The sequence below is a fragment of the Pantoea sp. B_9 genome, assembly GCF_008632015.1.
In the GTDB taxonomy this organism is placed as follows: domain Bacteria; phylum Pseudomonadota; class Gammaproteobacteria; order Enterobacterales; family Enterobacteriaceae; genus Pantoea; species Pantoea dispersa.
The window spans coordinates 1,340,318-1,361,685 of record NZ_VWVL01000001.1 but is presented as its reverse complement, the minus strand read 5'-3'; the positions used below and the strand labels follow the sequence as shown (position 1 = coordinate 1,361,685).

General features: G+C 51.8%; 16 protein-coding genes and 1 tRNA gene. 12 read left to right on the top strand and 5 right to left on the bottom strand.

The window, feature by feature from the left end:
- The first annotated feature begins 1 nt into the window (after position 1).
- The 5 genes from F3I21_RS06570 (at position 2) to F3I21_RS06550 (ending at position 2,857) form a co-directional block, all read left to right on the top strand.
- Positions 2-346: a hypothetical protein gene (locus F3I21_RS06570; protein WP_190286078.1), complete on the top strand. Its 345-nt coding sequence runs from the start codon at positions 2-4 to the stop codon at positions 344-346.
- Positions 343-636, top strand: a complete 294-nt coding sequence (locus tag F3I21_RS06565) for a hypothetical protein (protein ID WP_058769339.1) — start codon at positions 343-345, stop codon at positions 634-636. Before F3I21_RS06570 ends, F3I21_RS06565 begins: the two co-directional genes overlap by 4 nt.
- Positions 584-787 (top strand): hypothetical protein, encoded by a 204-nt coding sequence (locus tag F3I21_RS06560; RefSeq protein WP_150058526.1) that lies wholly within the window; start codon positions 584-586, stop codon positions 785-787. The genes F3I21_RS06565 and F3I21_RS06560 overlap by 53 nt, the downstream gene beginning before the upstream one ends.
- A 50-nt stretch (positions 788-837) precedes the next feature.
- Positions 838-2,583 (top strand): amylovoran biosynthesis protein AmsF, encoded by a 1,746-nt coding sequence (locus tag F3I21_RS06555; protein ID WP_150058525.1) that lies wholly within the window; start codon positions 838-840, stop codon positions 2,581-2,583.
- 198 nt (positions 2,584-2,781) lie between these two features.
- A tRNA-Thr gene (locus F3I21_RS06550) sits at positions 2,782-2,857 on the top strand.
- A 294-nt stretch (positions 2,858-3,151) separates the two neighbouring features.
- On the opposite strand, the gene F3I21_RS06545 is transcribed toward F3I21_RS06550, so the two are convergent.
- Positions 3,152-4,198 (bottom strand): P63C domain-containing protein, encoded by a 1,047-nt coding sequence (locus F3I21_RS06545; protein WP_150058524.1) that lies wholly within the window; start codon positions 4,196-4,198, stop codon positions 3,152-3,154.
- A 432-nt stretch (positions 4,199-4,630) separates the two neighbouring features.
- Positions 4,631-4,723, bottom strand: a complete 93-nt coding sequence (locus F3I21_RS23565) for a flagellin (RefSeq protein ID WP_150058523.1) — start codon at positions 4,721-4,723, stop codon at positions 4,631-4,633.
- A gap of 733 nt (positions 4,724-5,456) precedes the next feature.
- Here F3I21_RS23565 and F3I21_RS06535 point away from each other — a divergent pair.
- Both F3I21_RS06535 and F3I21_RS06530 read left to right on the top strand, forming a co-directional pair.
- Positions 5,457-6,377 (top strand): S-4TM family putative pore-forming effector, encoded by a 921-nt coding sequence (locus F3I21_RS06535; RefSeq protein WP_150058522.1) that lies wholly within the window; start codon positions 5,457-5,459, stop codon positions 6,375-6,377.
- A 151-nt stretch (positions 6,378-6,528) separates the two neighbouring features.
- On the top strand, positions 6,529-7,401 hold the full coding sequence (locus F3I21_RS06530) for a nucleotidyltransferase (RefSeq protein ID WP_150058521.1): 873 nt from the start codon (positions 6,529-6,531) through the stop codon (positions 7,399-7,401).
- Positions 7,402-8,138: 737 nt separating this feature from the next.
- Here the strand turns inward: F3I21_RS06530 and F3I21_RS06525 are convergent.
- Positions 8,139-9,557 carry an aldehyde dehydrogenase family protein gene (locus F3I21_RS06525; protein ID WP_150058520.1) on the bottom strand — a complete coding sequence of 473 codons (1,419 nt, stop codon included), beginning with the start codon at positions 9,555-9,557 and terminating at the stop codon, positions 8,139-8,141.
- Positions 9,558-9,661: 104 nt separating this feature from the next.
- Here F3I21_RS06525 and F3I21_RS06520 point away from each other — a divergent pair, with 104 nt between their 5' ends.
- The gene (locus tag F3I21_RS06520) at positions 9,662-10,579 is read left to right on the top strand and encodes a LysR family transcriptional regulator (RefSeq protein WP_150058519.1); all 918 of its coding nucleotides are present in this window, start codon (positions 9,662-9,664) and stop codon (positions 10,577-10,579) included.
- Between the two features lie 9 nt (positions 10,580-10,588).
- Here F3I21_RS06520 and F3I21_RS06515 read toward each other — a convergent pair whose 3' ends face one another.
- On the bottom strand, positions 10,589-12,484 hold the full coding sequence (locus F3I21_RS06515) for a flagellin (protein ID WP_190286073.1): 1,896 nt from the start codon (positions 12,482-12,484) through the stop codon (positions 10,589-10,591).
- A gap of 1,203 nt (positions 12,485-13,687) precedes the next feature.
- Here F3I21_RS06515 and F3I21_RS06510 point away from each other — a divergent pair.
- From F3I21_RS06510 to F3I21_RS06495, 4 genes are all read left to right on the top strand, one after another.
- The gene (locus F3I21_RS06510) at positions 13,688-14,665 is read left to right on the top strand and encodes a glycosyltransferase family 2 protein (protein ID WP_150058517.1); all 978 of its coding nucleotides are present in this window, start codon (positions 13,688-13,690) and stop codon (positions 14,663-14,665) included.
- Positions 14,666-14,681: 16 nt separating this feature from the next.
- On the top strand, positions 14,682-15,989 hold the full coding sequence (locus F3I21_RS06505) for an oligosaccharide flippase family protein (RefSeq protein ID WP_058758004.1): 1,308 nt from the start codon (positions 14,682-14,684) through the stop codon (positions 15,987-15,989).
- Positions 15,986-16,981, top strand: coding sequence for a glycosyltransferase family A protein (locus F3I21_RS06500; RefSeq protein ID WP_141496669.1), 996 nt, complete (start codon positions 15,986-15,988; stop codon positions 16,979-16,981). The genes F3I21_RS06505 and F3I21_RS06500 overlap by 4 nt, the downstream gene beginning before the upstream one ends.
- Before the next feature lie 398 nt (positions 16,982-17,379).
- The gene (locus F3I21_RS06495; RefSeq protein WP_021507261.1) at positions 17,380-18,669 is read left to right on the top strand and encodes an HAAAP family serine/threonine permease; all 1,290 of its coding nucleotides are present in this window, start codon (positions 17,380-17,382) and stop codon (positions 18,667-18,669) included.
- Between the two features lie 99 nt (positions 18,670-18,768).
- Here F3I21_RS06495 and F3I21_RS06490 read toward each other — a convergent pair whose 3' ends face one another.
- Positions 18,769-20,325 (bottom strand): methyl-accepting chemotaxis protein, encoded by a 1,557-nt coding sequence (locus F3I21_RS06490; protein WP_058758001.1) that lies wholly within the window; start codon positions 20,323-20,325, stop codon positions 18,769-18,771.
- Between the last annotated feature and the right edge of the window lie 1,043 nt (positions 20,326-21,368).

Sequence of the window (21,368 nt, the reverse complement as noted above, 5' to 3'; positions counted from 1 at the left end):
CATGCGCTGGCTGTTGTTCATTATCGCCGTGCTGGCGGCCATCATCCTGCTGCTGTTGCTGCAGCGCTTCACCACGCTGGAGTTTGTTAAACACGCGCGCCTGCTGTTTAAAACCTGGTCGGTGTGGCTGGCGTCGCTGGGTTCAATGCTCAGCGCCTGGGTGCAGTCGTTTCCCTCGTCAGCGCTGGATGCATGGAACGCACTGCCGGCGGATATCAAAGAGATCCTGCCGCACAACTATCTCGGCCTGATCGGTGCCTTCATGGTGGCGATGGGCGTACTGGCGCAGTTCGTGCGTCAGAAGAACCTGGTGGAGCAGAGAAAAACGCTGGAGGACAAACCATGAGCTTTCTTCTTTCTCAGCTTGCCGGCAGCTGGCACTGGCTGGCGGCGATTGGCGGCGTGATTGCCGCGCTGATTGCCAGCTACGCCGGCGGCAAAAAAATCGGCAAGGTGCAGCAGCAGGCGAAAGCTGATGTTGCGCAGGCCGAAAAGACCGCCGCGCAGGCGGTTGAAGTTAATCAGCAGCAGCAACAGCTGCGTGAGGAGGCCAGACGTGTGGAAACCCGCAACGGTAATCTTGATGACGCTGCTGCTCGTGACAAGCTGCAGCAGTCGAAATACCACCAACCCTGAGGCGCCCGTCGTTATCGACTCCGCCTGTTCGTTATTTTCCCCGATTTACACCCACGGCAATGACGCCGAACGCATGGACATTCGCACCGTGCGCGCCATCAACAACCACAACGATCTCTGGGACCAGCACTGCCGCCTGGCGGCGCACTGACGCTGTTCTCTCGCTTTGTATTGCAAACCTGAAATGCCGAGGAGGCTAAGATGATCGAAGTTAACTCTTTTGCTGAACTGCGTACCACTGTGCCGGCCAAAAACGGCGATCTGGCGTTCCTGCGCCGCTATAACCCGGATTCCACCTTCCGTGGCGGCGGTGATTTCACCGGCTTTATCGGCACCACCACGGCCGCCGATGACGGCGGTACGCTGGCGGTCGGCAATGGCTTTTACTGGAAACGCGTGATCAACGATCCGGCCGACGTCAACGTCTACCACTTCGGCGCGAAAGGGGACGGTTACGCTAACGATACCGACGCCTTTAACCGCATGCTGGCGTGGACGCAGGGCTACAGCGGGAATATCCGTGACCTGCCGGTGCGTTTCCCGGGCGGTAAATTCCTGATTAACCCGATCGACATCAGCGCTACCGAGATCGCCTTTTTTGGTCTGCAGGGGGATGACGTGGAGCTGGGTTCGCTGCCGCGCACCACCATCATCTCCGACAAAAGTGCCAACACGGTGTTCAAAGTGAAGGCACGGCGGACCGCGATCAAAGGCATCACCTGGCACGGTCAGGCATCGGCCGACGTCACCACCAACAAAGGTACCATTACCGCCGAGATGTGTACCAACGTGCAGCCGTTCTTCGAAAACACCTGCATCGAAGGCACCACGTTAAATATTTACTGTTTCCGCGCGCAAAACAGCGGCGGCACGGTGATTAAAGCGCTGGATACGCTCGACAGTAAATTTGACCAGATCTACACGCTGTGGACCTATGGCCGGGTGTTTGACATTGGCTGGTCGAACTCGCCAAACGGCAAGTGGGACCACTCAACGGCTATCGAGATCTGCAACTGTAACTTCCAGACCGGCTATGGCGACGCCACGCTGTACATGCCGCGCGTGACGCAGGGCATCATGCGTAACGTGTGGATTGAGCACACGCGTAATCCGGGCGATCTGTCGGACGGTGCCTGGAGCATTGATACGCTGAACATTGAGGATTGCGGCACGCCGTTCAATCTCAATAATGCGCGCGTCATCATGCGCCAGATTGGCCTGCAGTCCGGAGCAAAGATCACGAACGATATGGCCGGCACGCGCTGGCTGTCGACTTTTGACTACGGCTATCGCCGCGAAGAGCATCACGGCACGCTGATCACCGGCTCATTCCGCGCGGGCTATTACAGCGGCCACAAAGTCACCAACAATACCGACACCGATAACTGGTATCGCCTCGGCCAGCTGTTCTTCCCGACGGCGAATCAGCAGTGGGTGATGGAGCTGATTGGTAAAGCCGACGCCACCCAGCCAACCGGAACGGCCGCTTCGCCGGTCAATCTGGCGGGCACCGGGAAAACGTGGATTAACCTGCAGCGGCTGGAAACGGTATGGGCGGACGCCTGCCATATGGGGCAGCCGGCGGTGCTGGATATTCGCTACAGCCGCGTCGGCACCACCTATGCCGTGGTATGGGTGAAGCTGCGCGCCAACAGCGGCGACACGCTGATTAACCTGAAGACCACCGGTCCGACGCGTTTTGAAGCCGGCTCCTGTTCGCTGTTCCAGCCTGACTTCTCGGTGGTGACGGATACCACCAAAATGGGCACCCTCAAACCGGCGGCGCGCTTTGGCCTGCACAATGGCGTCGCGGGTATTGGGGCTAACGAGAAAGGCGTGCTTACCGTCGCGACGGCAGCAGGTACGCCGACCAATAAAACCACGCCGACGGGCTTTGTGCTGGTCAATATCAACGGTGTCGATCGTAAGCTTCCTTATTACGATTGAGGCCAGCACCTTTTGGCGAGGCTGCAGCCTCGCCTTTTTTTGTGCCTGGCGCGAGAGGGCGCTGTTCGCCGCGGCTTTTTCGCGTCAAAATCGTAAGGCCAGCCCGGGTGATGCTGAAAAACGCAGCACTTAACCGGCACCATCTTGACTCATCCCCCCGATTTTTCTATGTTTACTCCCCGTAGTTCCCGCCTCAATGCCGGTATAGCTCAGTTGGTAGAGCAGCGCATTCGTAATGCGAAGGTCGCAGGTTCGACTCCTGTTTCCGGCACCAGTTAAATCAATCCCTTATCTAATATTGTTACTGTCCCGATTCAGCCTGTGTGACAAATTTGTACCATGAATATTCCTATAGCATTTAGCTGGCAACCTGTACTCTGAGATGAATTACAAAATTACCTTAAAAATTTTGAAGAAATCCTGGCGTTTAATGCCTTGATAAATAATTTCTCACGATTGGCTCGCTGCATAGTAAGTTATTTATTGTGATTTATCTGGTTAGGCTTGTAATCAAGGTGTTGGTGTCAGTAAAAATAGCCTACATGATTGTAAGCTACATTTTTCAAGTTTATTTTTTAGAGTTTCTAAGAGATTTAGCATCCGAAGCATCGATTAATTGCTCAATCGTTATCTTTGGCTTTAAGCGGTCAAGAGTAGACATAAACTGTTCTTTACCACCATCTGGAGTCATTCTTAACAGCATTGTTAGTTCTCCTAAATGACGAGTTAAATCGTTGTATCCCGCATTAGCACTGAGCCATTGATGCATTTTACCACCTCGTTTCTTTTTTAATTCTTGCAGCTGACTACGCACGCCCGGAGCTAATCTGTCATATACGATATCTCTAATCACATGAGCAAAAACAGGAGGGTATGCACCAGGTTTTTCAGGCATAGCATATCCCCAGACGCGACAAAGCTCTTCAAAAAAATCTAACTGAAAGGTCTTCAACCAAGGACGCATTTCTTTTGAAACGAATTTCTCAAGAATTGCAGCCAAAGCATCACGTTTTCTATCTCTTTGAAATCCAGTTATCTCGTCTATTAATGCAACGATGCCTACTCGTGCGAATCCCCTTATAAGGATTTCAGCTTTGTCTGCAATATGCGATTGCTGCTTTAACAATGTGCCTTCTTTCCTTGCACCTAAAATTGCATCACATATGTCTGCAAGAATCGTTGCAGGATAAGCCATTCCAACTACATTACTGGATGGATATTTAAATTTTATTGGATTTTGGAGTTGATGAACTAATTCATCATTAATAAAAGGTAAAACACGATCACTAGTTAAAAGGTTTACTAATCGTGCTGAAGCGCTTGCAGGATGAAAACCGAGGCTACTGCCGACCCCCCCTGCCGCTAATACACGAGTTTTAGCTTCATCGTTTAGTACATAACATTCCAGGGAAATATCAGCTATTCTGAGCGGTTCTTCGGGAGAACCATAAGCGACTTCAGGAAGAGATGCCAACTCTTTTCTAGCCGCTGCAGCCTTGACTGACGCGGCTTTTCTTTCTTCTGGAGTACGCTTGGCTGCTAAAGCCTTACCTCCCTTGGCTCTACCAGTCGGCGTGTCATCTTTTTTGGGTTTTTTACCAGTTGAATCTGTCATTTCACATCCCCCGTTTTTTCAAACAAAATACATAATGTGCGTGTGTTAAGTAATTTATTTTTTTTGCGCGATTTTTCGTGCAATTTTGGATGGTTGCGGTATTGATAAATTCAATGAATTCGACTAGAAAACTCCTGTGTTGTTCATATAATTCATGGTGTTATGTTTTTTTCTAAGGATGTGTGCGCTAATATTCATCAGGCTTCTCCTCTACCATAAATGGTTGGCATGACACGGATAACCTTGAGAGGGAGTTTGATAATCAAACATGAGGGCTTTGAAGGTTACAAAGTATATCGTCTAAGCTTTCGATCCATATGTGTCGCTGCAATTACTGCCCGGCTGGTAACGTCGGCACTGCGGGGGCTCACCGAATTTTTGCGTGAGCAGCGTGATACTTCTGCCTCACCTGAAGCTGGATAACGCCCTTTATCAGGCGTTCAGTAACTTCATCACCTGCTGAGGAAGCTGATTAGCCTGCGCCAGTAAGGCGCTCCTGGCCTGCTGCAGAATTCGCTGACGCAACCATTACTAACGGTATCGTAGTCGCACAGCTGGTGAACGTAGCGCCTTAGATCACTCATGCAGTGGACAAGGCTCAGGGCTACATCTCCAGTGGCGATGCCATTCGCCTCTTGTTCGATGTTGCCACTGTAGCAAACGCCATATTCATCACCTTGTCTCAGCTTCGCAAGCATCCGAAGGGGATCGCGTAATGCTTCTTGGCCTTTACATTAAGGCCAAGTAGTACCTGTATTATGCGACGGGGGCATCGATCTTGAAAAAGGATTCAATCATCTGCAAGAGATCCAGATATGTATTAAACGCTAATTTAAGTTATCTGTTCAGGCAATCGATTTTCTAAAGCTACTACTACTTTTCTCTGACAAATATCTGTACCCTTCACAGTTCACTAATGACCCAATTTAGCAGAAATACCTAACTAAAAAATCATGGATTTTTCGTGAAAGTGATCAATGCCTGATATAACTTATTGGACGCCGCAAAATCTACGTCGTACAGTACAAACACGATTATCGCGGTCGCAGTGTCTAAAAGATGTGGCAGAGGCTGTGTTAAGACATATATGTAGCGATGTTAAAGATATCTGCAATTTGTATAAATATGATGCTGAGTACTGGAATTGCTTGTAGGTTTAGGAAGGCATGTTAGAGTATTGATAAATTAGTTGATGATATTGTATTATAAAAATCTTTTGGAAACTTTATCTTTTGTAGGGTTGTAACTGGAATAGAACATGGAAATAAATTCAGTTTATCTTAAGCAGAATGAAAATGAGTCATTGTATAAATTAATGGCCATGAGGCGATTATATTCTAATGCTAAGTTTATCAACAAAATAACTTTTGTTTTTAGTGTGATTGTCCCTGTGTTAATTTCATTGGCTAAAATATTTGCATCCCGATATGAATTTGTAAATAACAAGGAGTTTATACCTTATCTTGGGTATTATGGTATTGCTGTGCTATTATTTACTATTGTCACAGGTGGTATGGTTACTGAACTAAAAAGGAAAGCTGCTAAAATTCAAGAGATGTTTGATTGCTATGTGTTATCGATTAAATGGAATGATGTTAAGGTAGGCAAGAAAGTTAGTTCACTAGATATACATAAATCTTCACGATACTTTCGCAAAAAAAAGGCGAAAACTATATTTGAAAATTGGTACTTTAAAGAGGAGTACGAGTTTGATAAAAATGCAGCCGCTTTGCTATGTCAGAATGAAAATATTGGTTGGGATTTATCTCAAAGAATTATTCTGAATCGAATTCTCTTATCTATTCTATCATTATCTGCATTACTGTTGATAGGGTATGGTTTTTACTGTGATATGAAGATTAGTGAGTTTTTATTTTACATTGTATTTTTGCTTCCTTTTTTTAGGCATTTCTATTTGCAACTAAAAGATAATAAGTCAACCATTGAAAGATGCATTCGTGTAAATGAAATCATTGAGAAAAACATTGATTCTTACCTTGCTGATAAAAAAGAAGACGAACGAGATGTGGAATATATTATCCGTTCTATTCAGGATGAAATTTACTCCCATAGAGTTAGTAATCAACCTGTACCAGATATGATTCATAAGTGTTTCCGTTCGAAAAATGAGGAGCAATTTAAACAACATTTTGATTGCTATTTTGAAAAATTTAAATGATCAGAACTTTACGAATTTTTATTGATCTGAATCAATGAAAAGGTTTTAGGTTAACCTTTATTCATTATTATACAACCAAGTTGTTACTATACGTGTATATTTAGGCGATGAGTTAGCTCGTTAGTGGTTTTATTTGATAAGGATGTATTATATGCCACGTACAATTGATCAAGGTTTTTGTGATTTTCATGATAAGATAAAAACAACTGTAGCTGAGAGCATTGCTGCAAAGTCTCATCGAGCTTCAATAGAGGCTTGTTTGAAAAATAACTTTGGATTGAAAAGATTTATAAGGATCGGTTCGTTCGGTAATGGAACTGATATTTCTGGTTACAGTGATGTTGATTACCTGGCATGTATTCCGACTGGCCAGTTAACTGCTAACTCGACTAATTCCTTAAGTAAAGTCAAGAATGCTTTGAGTATTCGCTTTCCTAATACAGATGTTCGGGTAAGTAGCCCTGCTGTTGTTTGTCCGTTTGGAACATATCGTTCGGAGGATACTGAAGTTGTAGTCGCAGATTATATAAATGATAATAACGGATTTAAAGTGTATGAGATTGCGGACGGAAATGATGACTGGATGAGGATTAGCCCAGATGCTCATAACGCCTACGTTAGAGATGTGGATAATAAACATGGTGGGAAAGTAAAAAAGTTAATCCGATTTATAAAAGCATGGAAATACTACCAAAATGTTCCAATTAAATCTTTTTATTTAGAAATGAGAGTTGCTAAATATGCTGACCAAGAGACATTAATTGTTTTTGATATTGATGTGGAACGCGTGCTTTGCATGCTTCTCGATAATAATTTGGCCGCAATGCAAGATCCTATGGGAGTAGCAGGTTACATACATCCTTGTCAGACTAATCATCAAAAAGATGATGCTATTTCCAAATTAACTTCCGCAGTAAAAAGGGCTAAGAAAGCGCGCGATGCTGCAAATAATGGTGACATAAAAGAATCTTTTTATTGGTGGGGGTTGTTATATAATGAAGGATTTCCTAGCTACTATTTGTAAAAGTTGTTAACTCTAATGTGAATTAATTTTGATAAATAGTTGCGTCCGGTAATTTCTCGGGCGCATAAAAATCTGCAATCTGATATATTTATACGGTTGGTTTTTATTTTTATAATTTTCATTCGGTCAGCAGGGGCTTTTTCATATTTTTTTTGTGATCGTTAAATTAGCTGCGCACTGGTAAATAACAAGCTCTTGAACATGGCTATTGCTTTGACATTTTTTAAATTATATCTGCACATCCTTATCGAGTGTCAGACTTTTCATAATGATCTTTTTAGCAATATCCACAACTAGATTTTTTCATCATCACTACAGCATTTAGATGTTCTCTCGAAGTTAAAATATCTTAAGGTTCCAATAAGAGCTAATTATATCCGCAGCCATGGTGCTCAAGAAGGTTGGTATATAGGATTATCGAAAAAATTCAGTGGGCAGATAAGATTGCCTTTAGTGGGCGTGTCGTAGTGAAATATCCTGAACATTTCTCAGGAAAATGATGGAAGAATTGTGAGCTTTACTTTGATAAGGCTGCAGTTTCGTATGGCTGCACAGACAGTACAGCCTACGAATTTATAAATTTAGCGTTTTGCAATCGAGATTGGATGTGAATAAAGAACTATTTGATAATTAAAATAAATAACGTAACTGGATTTGTTTTTTTTCTGATTCCGGCATCAGTCTAATCAATTCTTTGAACGCTTACACATAACCATACTAAAATGTTGTAACCCTCTCTACTCAGCAATCAGCGCCCGCGGTTCCAGAAACGCGCTGATACCCGCCTGACCCATTTCCCGGCCGATGCCGGAGTGGCGGAAACCGCCGAACGGCGCGCGTGGTTCGTGAGCCAGCGTGTTGATCATCACGCGGCCAGCGATCAGCTGTTCTCCCACGTTGCACGCATGCTGTTCATCCGCCCCGATCACCAGTGCCGACAGGCCGTAATCGCTGTCGTTGGCCATGGCGATGGCTTCGGCTTCATCGCGGTAGGTCAGGATGCTCAGCACCGGGCCAAAAATCTCTTCGCGCGCCAGCGGCATTTCATTGGTGACATCGCTGAACAGCGTCGGGCGGATATACCAGCCGTGGTGCAGTCCGTCCGGGCGGCCGCTGCCGCCGGTCAGCAGGCGCGCGCCCTGTTGCTCGCCGAGCGCGATATAGTGCTGCACGCGCTGCCACTGTTTCTCGTTAACCATCGGCCCGATAGTGGTGCGCGCGTCAGCCGGATCGCCGGAGATCTCCGCAGCGACCGCCGCCGTCAGCGCCTGTTCGAACTCGGCCTTGCGCTGCTCCGGTACCAGAATGCGCGTGCCGGCAATACAGGCCTGGCCGCTGTTGATAAAGCCAGCCTGCACCGCCAGCCCGGCTGCCTGGGCGGCATCGGCATCCGGCAAAATCAGCGTCGGTGATTTACCACCCAGCTCCAGCGTGACGCGTTTAAAGGTGTCGGCGGCGCTGCGCAAAATCGCTTTGCCGGTGGCGGTCGAGCCGGTGAAGGAGATTTTTGCCACCTGCGGACTGCGGCTCAGGGCTTCACCGACGCTGGCACCGCGTCCGGTGACGATATTAAACACTCCCGCAGGCAAACCGGCGGTGTGCAGCGCCCTGGTGATCACCTGGGTCTGCAACAGGCTGAACTCGCTGGGTTTGATCACGGCGGTACAGCCTGCGGCAATCGCGGTCGCCAGTTTGTGGCAGATAAAGCCCGCGTTGCTGTTCCATGGTGTGATCAGGCCGGCAACGCCGAGCGGCAGCATCTGCACCTGCGCGCGGCCTGCCTGTTGTACAAACGGATAGCGTTTCAGCTCTTCAATTACCTGCAGAATCACGTCAGCCGGATAGCGGCTCATCCACTCGGAGCGTGCGGTGGGCGCGCCGTACTCCTCAAGGATCGCCGCGCGCAGCTCGCTTTCGGCTCCGTTAACCGCATGGTACATCTGTTCCAGCAGGGTGATGCGCTGCGCCACCGTGGTCGCGGCGAAGGCGGGAAACGCCGCCGCGGCTGCCGCAATTGCGCGTTCAGCATCCTGCGCATTGGCCAGACGCGCTTTACCGATTACGCTGCCGTCGGCAGGTTTGATAATATCCAGCCATTCATCGCCGTCAGGAGTGACAAACTGGCCGTTGATATAGATGTGTTCAATCATGTGCATGGCTATGCTCCTTTGCATGTTGCGTGGCGGCAAAGTAGCACGCACCACCGGCGGCGATAATCCGCCTCCGCCTGCAAAGGGTATTGCGCGAAACGGAATAATTGATGAACCGGACAGGTCTGACTGAACTGGAAATTGTGCTGGCGGTCGCGCGGCGCGGCACCTTTAAAGCGGCGGCCAGCGAGCTGGAGATGTCGCCTTCGGCGGTGACCAATGCGGTTGCCGCGCTGGAGAAACGGCTGGGCGTGCGGCTCTTCAACCGCACCACGCGCAGCGTCGCGCTGACCGATGCCGGACGGCGTTTCAGCGAGAAAATTGTGCCAGCGCTGGCGATGATCCGCAGCGCGGCTGAGGAAGCCGGCAGCGATCCGGGCGATCCGGCCGGCATGCTGCGTCTCAACGTGCCGCCCGAGAGCAGCGCGCTATGGTACGCATCGATATTGCTGCCGTTCCTGCAGCACTATCCACGCATTCGCGTCGATATTTACAGCCAGAAAGAGCGGGTGGATATCGTGGCCGACGGCTTCGATGCCGGCATTCGGCTGGCAGAAGATGTGCCGGGCGATATGATTGCCGTCAGGCTGACGCCGGAAATGCGCATGATTGTGGTGGCCGCGCCAGCCTACCTCGCACACGCGGGCACACCGCAGACGCCAGAGGCGCTCGATCAGCATCAAACCCTGTGTATGCGTATGGCGGACGGCAGCGTTTACCGCTGGGAGCTGAGCCAGCAGCAGCAGCGTTATCGGCTGCAGGGCGAGCCGCGTATGGCGGCCAGCGACATGAGCGCCATCCACCAGGCAGCGCTGGCGGGTCTGGGCATTGCCTGCATGACGGAACAGCAGGTCGCGGCGGATGTGCAGGCGGGCCGACTGGTGCACCTGCTGCCCGGCTGGCAGGTGCCCCTCGGTGCGCTCTGCCTCTACTATCCAGGACACCGGCTGGTGCCGCCGGCACTGCGGGCGCTCAGCGAATTTGTGCGTGAGCAGCGTAATGCTTCTGCCTCACCTGAAGCCGGATGACACCCTTTATCAGGCGTTCAGTAACTTCAGCACCTGCTGCGGCAGCTGATTAGCCTGCGCCAGCAGGGCGCTGCTGGCCTGCTGCAGAATTTGCTGACGCGACAGGCTGGAAACTTCCGTGGCGTAATCTGCATCCTCAATACGGGAGCGCGATGCCGCAATCGCGGCGGTGGCGTTACCCTGCAACGTTTGCGCCGAGAGCAGCCGGTTAGCAACGGCGCCCAGACGGGTGCGCTGACTGTCGATTTGCCCGATGGCGCGATCCAGCGTGGCGAGCGGATCGTCCGGATGTTTCAGGCGGATCTCTGAACCGGTCTCGGCCACGCGCAGCGTCGTAAAGTTGGTGGAGGCATCGGTCACTGACGACAAAGCCGCCTGGAAGTAAATCTGCACGTCACCCACGCCCTGCAGGGTTTTCAGCATCAGGTTGCCGCTGCTGTCACTGCGGACGAAGGTGGCGGTTTTATCCAGATTGCCGTTCGGCACATCCATGTAGTAATTGCCGTCGGCGTCGAGTTTCAGCACATCATTACTGCTGTTGCCGTCGACATCGGTATAGCGCACATCCACATTGGCCGGATCGAGCGTGATGTAGGAGGTGCCGGTCACGCTGTTTACCGCACTGAAGCTGTTAATGCTGCTGGCGCTGGTCGCGACGATGCTCAGGGCATTACTGGTGCCATCCGAGGTCGCGCTGACGGCGGCGTTGTAATACTGGTAGCTACCGCCGCCGTTATCCACTTCCATTACATACTGCCCGCCGCTGCGCAGCAGACGGCCATTGCTCACCGCGTTGCCGCTGGCATCGCTGAAGCTAAGGCTGGCGGTGCTGGTGTCGATCGCCGGCGTGTCGGTCACCGTGGTCGGCAGGGTCGCGAAATCGCTGTCGGATTTGGCGGCACCGCCGGTCATGCGTGCCGTTACCGCGCCGCTGCTGCCAAAGCTGAGCGTGGCCGGATACCAGCTGTTGTTCTGCTCAATATAATACTGGCCATTATCCTGCGTTAACGTGGCTGCGGGCGTGGTGCTCAGCGCGCTGCCACTGCTGTCCTGAAAATTAACCGCCGGGATGGTGCGCGACGCAATGCTGCTGACGTTGCTGTACAGCGGCGCCGGATTGCTGCGGCTAATCGAGACGTTACCGGCAGCCGTGGCGGTATCCCAGCGCGCACTGACGGCGGCCAGATAATAGACCGGCTTGCCGGCGGCGTCGCTGCTCTGCACGTACTGGCGGTTATCACCACTGCTGCGCACCAGCTGCGGTGAGCCGCTGGCGGGCAGATAGTTCACGGTAATCGCCGGGTTGCTGAACGCCATATTGGTGGCGAGGCCGGTGAGGGTGGTGACATTGGTCACTTTGCCGCTGATGCCGCTGATCACCAAATCCTTAAGTCCCAGTGCCTCCACGCTGAAGCCGGGCGCCGACAGGTCGAGACTGATTTTCTCGTTGTCATTAGCGCCCACCTGGAATCCCAGCTTACCGGCGCTGCCATCCAGCAGCCTGATACCGTTAAAGCTGCTGCTGGTGTTGAGCCGGTCAATCTCTTTCAGATTGAGGTTAATCTCCGCCTGAATGGCGTCTGAGTCGCTCTGCGAATTGGTGCTGTTTAATCCCTGAACCGCCAGCTGGCGAATCCGCTGCAGGCGGTTATTAATCTCATCCAGCGCGCTTTCCGCGGTTTCGACCAGTGACAGGCCGTCACCGGTATTACGCTGCGCCACCGCCAGGCCGTTCTGCTGGCTGCTAAAACGGTTACCAATCGCCTGACCTGCCGCATCGTCACGCGCGCTGGTGATGCGCATACCCGACGATAAATGGCGGATCGCATCGCCCAGCGCCGCGCCACTTCTGGCAGATTGCTTGCTGGCGTTGAGGGCAGACAGATTGGTTTGCAGGCTGATCATTTCCGGGCTCACTGATAAATACACTGATAGCGTTATCGGCATTTACCGGCTTTCTTTAAAAAAATATTTGGCCTAAGTCACGTCAGCGAAGCGCTGATTGTTAAAATAAGCAGCATGAAATCGCGCTAAGTTGAGTTTGTGATGCGGTAAGGATCTGTATTTTTTCGCACGGCGCTAATTTATAGAGGCAGGGCTTGACGACTACTAAAAATAGCAGGTCAGCAGAATGAATAAAGGTTATTACTGTTTAAGCGAAGCGGAGAGGGCGTAACCCATTGCGATAACAACCGCTTAGGACGCTACTGGACTTATCCGCCGGTTTCCCTGCTCTTATTCCTGGTCAGCAGCGCGCGCCGCCCTTATCAATCGCCGCGGTTGCGCTTTATCCATGCTAATCAGTCAGCGCGAAATATTGTGGCGGGGCGAGTGAGTAAATTCCGTTTTGGTCTGGAAGGCATTGACCTTATAACTGCGCCTGGTAAGAATGCGGTAAAAGTTTTGAATCAGATCGCAATTTTGGGCCTTGTGCCATTTGCAGTCCGTCTGCGATAGCCGGACTGAATTAACGCCACTTGCACCCCGCGCCGCGCAACACACATCGCGGCGTAATAAAAGTGCAGGGCATACAGCAAATATCGTTAATGTCGTGACGCTCGTTGCGAAGGCCCGTCGAAAGATGCACCTTTTCAACCGCGGTCGGCAGTTCCCGTTCTCCTGATGCGGCAAAAAATAGCTGGAGAGGTAGCGCCGTTCAGGATAACGAATAAACCTCTATCTGATAAATGTTTTACCCGGCAGCAACGCAATAAATACGTTGCTGTGCAGGAAGCGTTGGGGCTAACTGGCTGATAAATCACTGTACTCTGCGGAGTGCAGCGCCCCCTCTTTACGCCTGAAAATGCACCAAAGAGAATTCCAGCACGCTGGGCGCCGTAAGCCAGGGGCGGTAGCCTGCGGTTTTTATCCTTTAAATCGCCAGATAAACCTGACCTGAATATATAGCGAAATTCTTATCTGCCGCCAGCAAAAAATAGACGTGTTCCGGCGGTCATATTTTGCTGAGGAAACTCTGAAAACAGCGGTGTATTAATGTTAAGCCGGATGAAAGCATAGGCCGTTAAACGTTAAGCATTAACGGTTCAGTATCGATTTTTATTTTGTCACGGCGGGTTCAACCCCCAATAAATTATGTTTTGAGGTCATATGCAAACTCCCGTTAACGACGTGCTGATTAGCGTCATTGTGCCGGTGTATAACGCCGCAGCTTATCTGGAAAGATGCATCGACAGCCTGCTGCAGCAGGATGAGGTTCGCTTTGAGGCCATTTTTATTAATGACGGCTCCAGCGATGACTCGCTGGCGATCCTGCAGCGTTACGCCGGTTATCCGCAGTTCCACCTTATCAGCCAGGCCAACGCGGGCGTCTCGGCGGCGCGCAACCGGGGCATTCGCGCCTCGCGCGGCCGGCTGCTGTGTTTTTTAGACGCCGATGACTTCCTGCCGCCCCAGGCCTTCTCGACGTATGTGCGGCTGATGAGTGATGAAACGGCGATGGTGGTGGGCGAGTCACAACACTTCAACCCGGACGGCGCCCCGCTGGATTTTCCCGCCAACCGTGAACAGGCGCACGCGCTGTCGGTGTCGGCGGCGATTAACGATCTGCTCTATTACCACCCGCGCCACGGTATCTGCGACAAGGTGTTTCGCGGCGACGTCATTCGTCAGCACCGGCTGCGGTTCAACGAAGAGATCGCCAATTTCGAAGACCTGCTGTTTGTCATGAACTACCTGCATCTGCAACAGGATCGCCAGGTAGTGATGACGCAGCGGGTGGTTTATCACTACGTTAAATCTACGCACTCCGCCACGCGTTCGGCGCTGCGGGAAAAACATTTCTCTTTTGCCCGCTCGTTCAGCGGCATGAAGGCGTTTTTATCGAGCCAGCATTATCGCTGCTATTACCACCTCTATTTAAAAGTCACGGCGTCTTACATCCACAAAGGGCTGCACAGCGACAGCCTGAGCCGCGCCTTTATTGATGAATACATCACGCTCTATCGCCGCAGTTTCCGCAGCTGGTGCTCCGCCGGACCGCTATTTAATCCGTGGAGCCTGTATTTTGCGCTGTTTTTCATTAGCCCGCGCCTGGTTTCACGGCTGCGCCGGCTGGCAGAGAAATAATCGCACCGGAGGCGTTGTGAAAGACAAATTAAAAAACTCCATGTGGATGATTGCCGAAAAGCTGATTGCGGTATTCGGCCTGATCTTTGTCACCTCCTACGTGGCGAAATACGTCGGGCCCACCACCTTCGGCATTATCTCCATCGCCATGCTGGTATTTCAGTTTATTCAGACCATCGCACTGATGGGCAGCGATGTGATTTTGCTGAAACGCATCGCGCAGAATCATCATTCCGGCCTGCGCCTGATGATGGCGACCTTCCTGCTGGTACTGGTGCTGTATTGCGTGCTGTCGATTGTCGGCATGGCGATTATGGAAGAGGAGTGGAGCGCCGACGCGCTGGTCTTTATCTGCGCGGCAGCCATTGCCTGCCTGTTCTCATCCATTGACCTGGTCAATATTTACAACGAAGCGAGGCTCAACGCGCGTCTCAATGTGATTGCCAACGTCATTGGCCTGGCGATCAGCCTGACGGTGCGCTTTCTGATCTCCTATTACCAGCTGGAACCGGCCTGGCTGGCGATTCCGATTGTGCTCGCCACCTTTATTCCTTTCACCATCAAGTTAACGCTGTTTCTGCTGTATGAGCGGCGTGCACCGCTTCCGGCGCTGCGCCACGTGAAAAAGTATTCGCGCTACATGCTGGTTTCCGGCATGTCGCTGATCTTCTCTGCGATTGCCGTTGCGCTCTATACCCGCGTGAATCAAATCAGCGTCTCTTATTTTCTCGGCGTGAAAGAGGCGGGCATTTTTTCCGTGGCGCTGACGTTGTCGACCGCCTGGGTATTTTTACCCAGCGCGCTGCTGGCGTCGTTTTATCCGGCATTTTTTGCCGAGCGGAATGACCAGCAGGCGATCGTCAAAGCGCAGAAACTGCATCTGCTGGTGATTGGCGTTTCCGCTGCGGTAATTGTGGCGATCTGGCTGCTGTCGGGCTGGTTTATTCGTGACTTCTACGGTGAGCAATATCTTGATGCCGTCGCGCCAACGTTATTACTCAGCCTCGGTGCGATGTGCGCGGTGCTGAGCAGCGTCATGGATCGCTTCATCATTAAATATAACGGCTACCGCTATCTGGTGAAGAAAACCTTCGCGGTATTAGTGATTTGCCTGCTGTCGTCGCTACTGCTGGTGCCGCATTTCGGCTTAACCGGTGCCGCCATGAGCGTGGTATTAACCGAGTTTTTATCATTCTCCCTGCTGAATTACTTTTTCCCGGCACAGCCGGTCATGCGTATTCATCTGATCTTTTTCAACCCCAGGAAACTATGGCAGCTCTTTAGCACTATCAAAACCTCAGACAGTAAAGAGAGTTTATCATGAATGAAAAAACGCTATTTAGTATTATCATTCCCGTCTATAACGCGCAAAACACTATCCGGCGTACGCTGCAAAGCGTATTAAATCAAACCTTCAGTAGCTATGAAATAATTGTTGTTAACGATGGCAGTCGCGATAACAGTGCCCGGATTTTGCAGGAGTTTGCTCACTATCCGCAGGTTACGGTGCTAAATCAAATTAACGCGGGCGTCAGTGCGGCTCGTAATAGCGGGCTGCAGCAGGCCAGCGGGGAATATGTCCTGTTTCTCGATGCGGATGACTGGGTTGACGATAACTTCCTGATGAGTTTCAAACTCAATCTCAATGCCTGGCCGGCCGAAGCGGTGGACTTAATGGTTGGCAATCTCAACGACAACCGTATCGGCAAAGTCTCGCAGGCGGGATTCTTCAGTCAGCAGGATATTCCTTACGTGCTGGGCGAGCTGGAGATGAGCGACAACATTGGCTATCTGCATAATAAATGTTATCGCCGCCAGATTATTGACGATCTTCATCTGCGCTTCATGGAAGGCGTCTCGATGAGTGAAGACCTGCTGTTTAACCTGAAGTTTTTCAGCTGCGTCAGTAATTTTCTGATCACCCCAGGCGCGGCTTATCATTATGAGGATGTGGCGGGATCGCTGTCGAAACGTAAAGTGCAGTACAGCGAACTGAAAGTGCGTAAACAGTCGCTTACCGATTTGTACGATTCGATTGTGGAAAAGTACGCGTCGGGTAATCTCGACCATTTTTTAAAAGCAATCTCGAAACGCGTGCTGGCACTGGATATGCAGATTGTCACCGCTATGTATCACGCCTCGTTTTCACCTGCCGATATTGCGCAGGAAATTAATCAAATCAAGCGCGGAAAATATTCTAAGGGTATTTTTACGCTGCTGAATAAAAATGAAAAACTGAAGTACATGATTATGAATTTGAATACTCTCACAGCGTACTATTTCCTTTATGCCCTCTACAGAATGCGGGCGTTCTGATTTTCAATTCTCCCGGCGTTATCCTCTGGCGACGTGCTGCATTGCCCGAGGCTAGCTGCCGGGGGAGTTTCCTCCTTAGCGCTCTGCTGCTGGCAACATCCCCGCACTTCATTCTCCCGCTCACGTCCACTTTGCGCTGTGTCTTGCACTCCTGACGCTTCTCAGGTCAAATAGCGCCCAGGCAATCGATTGCGTGCGTGTTTCGTGCGTTATTGTTGCTTTTATCGCCATCTCGCGCATTTTTACCGCCTTTGTGATGCATGTCTTGCGTTGCGGCAATCCACGCCGGGCAAAAACGGGTAGCATAGGCGCGTTTTGTGAAGCGACCGCACGCTGCAGGCCGCCGCGAATTTTTAGCCGTCGTTCCGGCTGCATTTGAGACAATTTTGGAGAGACAGATGGATAACTCACAAACCGGTACCCTTGGTACGGTGGAGGCGGCAGCAACCGGCTGGCGCAAGAGTGATACGGTGTGGATGCTGGGCCTGTACGGCACCGCGATTGGCGCAGGGGTGCTGTTTCTGCCGATTAACGCCGGCGCGGGTGGGCTGATTCCGTTACTCATCATGGCGATTCTCGCCTTCCCGATGACCTTCTTTGCGCACCGTGCGCTGACGCGCTTTGTGCTCTCCGGCAAAAATCCCGGTGCGGATATCACGGACGTAGTGGAAGAGCATTTCGGTGTCGGCGCCGGTAAAATCATCACGCTGCTCTACTTCTTTGCCATCTACCCGATCCTGCTGATGTACAGCGTAGCGATCACCAATACCGTGGACAGCTTTATTGTGCACCAGCTCGGGCTGGTATCGCCGCCGCGTGCACTGCTGTCACTGATTTTGATCGCTGGCATGATGACGGTGGTGCGCTTCGGCGAGCAGATGATTGTCAAAGCGATGAGCGTGCTGGTGTTTCCGTTTGTGGCGGTGCTGATGCTGCTGGCTGCGTATCTGGTGCCGCACTGGCACGGCGCGGCGCTGGAGACCTTATCGTTTGCGCAAAGCGGCAGCGACAGCAGTATCTGGATGACGCTGTGGCTGGCGATTCCGGTGATGGTGTTCTCCTTTAACCATTCGCCGATTATCTCGTCTTTTGCCGTGGCGAAACGCGCCGAGTACGGCGCCGGCGCGGAGAAGAAGTGTTCACGCATTCTCGCCAGCGCCCATCTGATGATGGTGGTGACCGTGATGTTCTTTGTGTTCAGCTGCGTGCTGAGCCTGTCGCCCGCCGATTTACAGGCAGCAAAGGCGCAGAACATCACCATTCTGTCCTATCTGGCGAACCACTTTAACGTGCCGATGATTGCCTGGATGGGGCCGATTGTCGCCATCGTGGCCATCACCAAATCGTTCCTCGGCCACTATCTGGGCGCGCGTGAAGGCTTCAACGGCATGGTGGCGAAGTCGCTGCGCAGCCGCGGCAAAACCATCACGCCGCAGAAAATGAATCGCCTGACCACGCTGTTTATGCTGCTGACTACCTGGCTGGTTGCCACTCTGAACCCGAGCATTCTCGGCATGATTGAGACGCTGGGCGGGCCGGTGATTGCGATGATTCTGTTCCTGATGCCGATGTACGCTATTCATAAAGTCCCGGCGATGCGCCAGTACAGCGGCAAAATCAGCAACCTGTTTGTGGTGCTGGTGGGGATTCTGGCGATTTCGTCCATCGCTTATTCGCTGATGAATTAACAGCAGGACGCGGTGCGCCGGACCCGATGCGCACCGCCATGACAACGCCAGCGACACTGAACGGCCCCGTCTGACGCATGCAGAACGGGGCTGTCTGTTTTAAACCGCAGCGGTTTTAAACACGCTCATCGACTGCGCCAGACGGTCGGCCTGTTCCTGCAGCGCCTGAGACGCAGCGGACGCTTCCTGTACAAGCGCGGCGTTCTGCTGTGTCACCGCTTCCATCTGCGTAATGGCCTGATTGATTTCACTGATGCCGCTGCTCTGTTCGCTGCTGGCGATGGTGATTTCGCTCATGATCTCCGCTACGCTGCTTACGCTGTTGACCACCTCACCAATGGTTGAACCGGCGTGCGTCACCAGACGGCTGCCTTCATCCACCTTCGCCACCGAGTCTTCAATCAGCACTTTGATCTCTTTCGCCGCGGAGGCAGAACGCTGCGCCAGGTTACGCACTTCGGTAGCGACAACGGCAAATCCGCGACCCTGTTCACCGGCGCGCGCCGCTTCGACCGCCGCGTTAAGCGACAGGATGTTGGTCTGGAAGGCGATAGAGTCGATCACGCTGATGATGTCGACAATCTTCTTCGAGGAGAGGGCAATCGCCTCCATCTTCACAATCACCTGCTCCATCACTTCACCGCCTTCTTTGGCGACGCCGGAGGTTTTCGCCACCAGCGAGTTGGCTTCGCGCGCATTGTCGGCGTTGTGCTTCACGGTAGCGGTCATCTGCTCCATCGCGGACGCCGTCTCTTCCAGCGAGCTGGCCTGCTGTTCAGTGCGCGAAGAGAGATCGATGTTGCCGCTGGAGATCTGGTTGGACGCCACGGCGATGGTGTCGGAGCCGGCGCGTACATCGGAAACAATGGTCAGCAGGTTATCGTTCATTGCCTGCAGAGCCTGCATCAGCGCGCCCGTTTCATCTTTGCTGCGTATTTCAATGCGCGAGCTAAGATCGCCGGCAGCCACTTTGCTGGCGATGGTCACCGCTTCATTCAGGGGATGCACAATCGAACGGGTCAGCAGCCAGCCCATCACCACGGCAGCGAGAATGGCGAGCGCGGAGAACACCAGCGTGACTTCAATCGCCGTGGTGCCATCATCAATAATGCCGGCGCCTTCCTGCTGGAGCTGCGAGGACTGGGAATCAGCAAACGCCACCGCCAGGTCGAGGTAGGCATTCTGCACGGCGGTAATTTTTTTCAGTACGTAGTAGCTGGCGTCATCGGCTTTACCGGCCCGCACCAAATCCAGTACCTCATTTTTCTGCTGTTCAAACTGCTGACTGGCAGCCAGCAGGCTGGCAATTTTCTTTTTGCCTACGGCGGTAATCTGAATCGCTTCGATCTTCTTCATCGCCGCATTGGTGCGGGCGGTGGCGTCTGCCAGCTGCTGAAAGCGCTGCACGTTGAACTGCGGTCGGGTGGTATCGATGACGATGCCGCGCAGGTATTTGATCTGATCGTTGACGCCATCGCGCACGTCAAAGCCGAGCCGCACTTTTACATAGCGATCTTCCACAATCGAGGTAATGCCGCTCTTGATGTTGTTGATCTTCATGATTGAGGTGATACCAATCACCACCAGTAGTGCCACCACTAAACCAAAGGCGATGCCCAGGCGGACGCCGACCTTCATATTCTTTAAGCTCAACATTGGATCTCCCCGCAATGCCAGAATGCTGTTGTATTAAAACGGAAACGCAGACGACGAGTCTGCAATATGTCGATGATGTGTAAAGGAAAGATTTTTTGCCATTGCGACGAGACGGGTCTGGCGCCACCAGCGCAGGCGCTAAAGTTATCGGTTGCTAATGTTTTAACTTTAATTTTTTAGGGATTTGTCACAAAACGGTTAAGAGGGCTTAAGGTTGATTAATCACTGGTCGTAATTAGCTGGCGTCACGGCCTATGTCGGTGCGCAAAATTGCGCATCCTACAAAAACGCGCAGAGGCGGATGGGATATCTGCATTATCCCGTCGCACAAACCGTAGCGGCGCGATTCATCGCGCATTTCATTTCCAGCACCGTGGGGAATGCGCAAAAAATCGCGCCGCTACCACCCGTGCAGTTATCAGGGCATCACATGGAAGGAATATCAGTTACCCGTGCGGTTATCAGCGGCATCACATGAAAAGAATGTCGGTCACCCGTGCGCTTATCAGCGGCATCCTATGAAAGGAATATCTGCGCGATAAGTCGCGCCATCATGATTCATTGCGGATGGGATATCTGCATTATCCCGTCGCACAAACCGTAGCGGCGCGATTCATCGCGCATTTCATTTCCCGCACCGTGGCGGAATGCGCAATAAATTGCGCCGCTACCACCCGTGCGGTTATCAGCGGCATCACATGGAAGGAATATCAGTCAACCGTGCGGTTATCAGCGGCATCACATGAAAGGAATATCTGCGCGATACGTTGCGCCATCATCATTCATTGCGGATGGGATATCCGCATTATCCCGTCGCACAAACCGTAGCGGCGCGATTCATCGCGCATTTCATTTTCCGCACCGTGGCGGAATGCGCAATAAACTGCACCCTGCAAAAAACGCGCAGAGGCCCTGTAGGGTCACCATTCATGGTGACCTCAGACGATTAATAGATCAGTAAGACAGGATAAATACGCCGTTACGGTAACGCTGCTGAAGGCTGGCGAGCGGGCACAAAAAAGGCGCGAACATCGCGCCTGAGG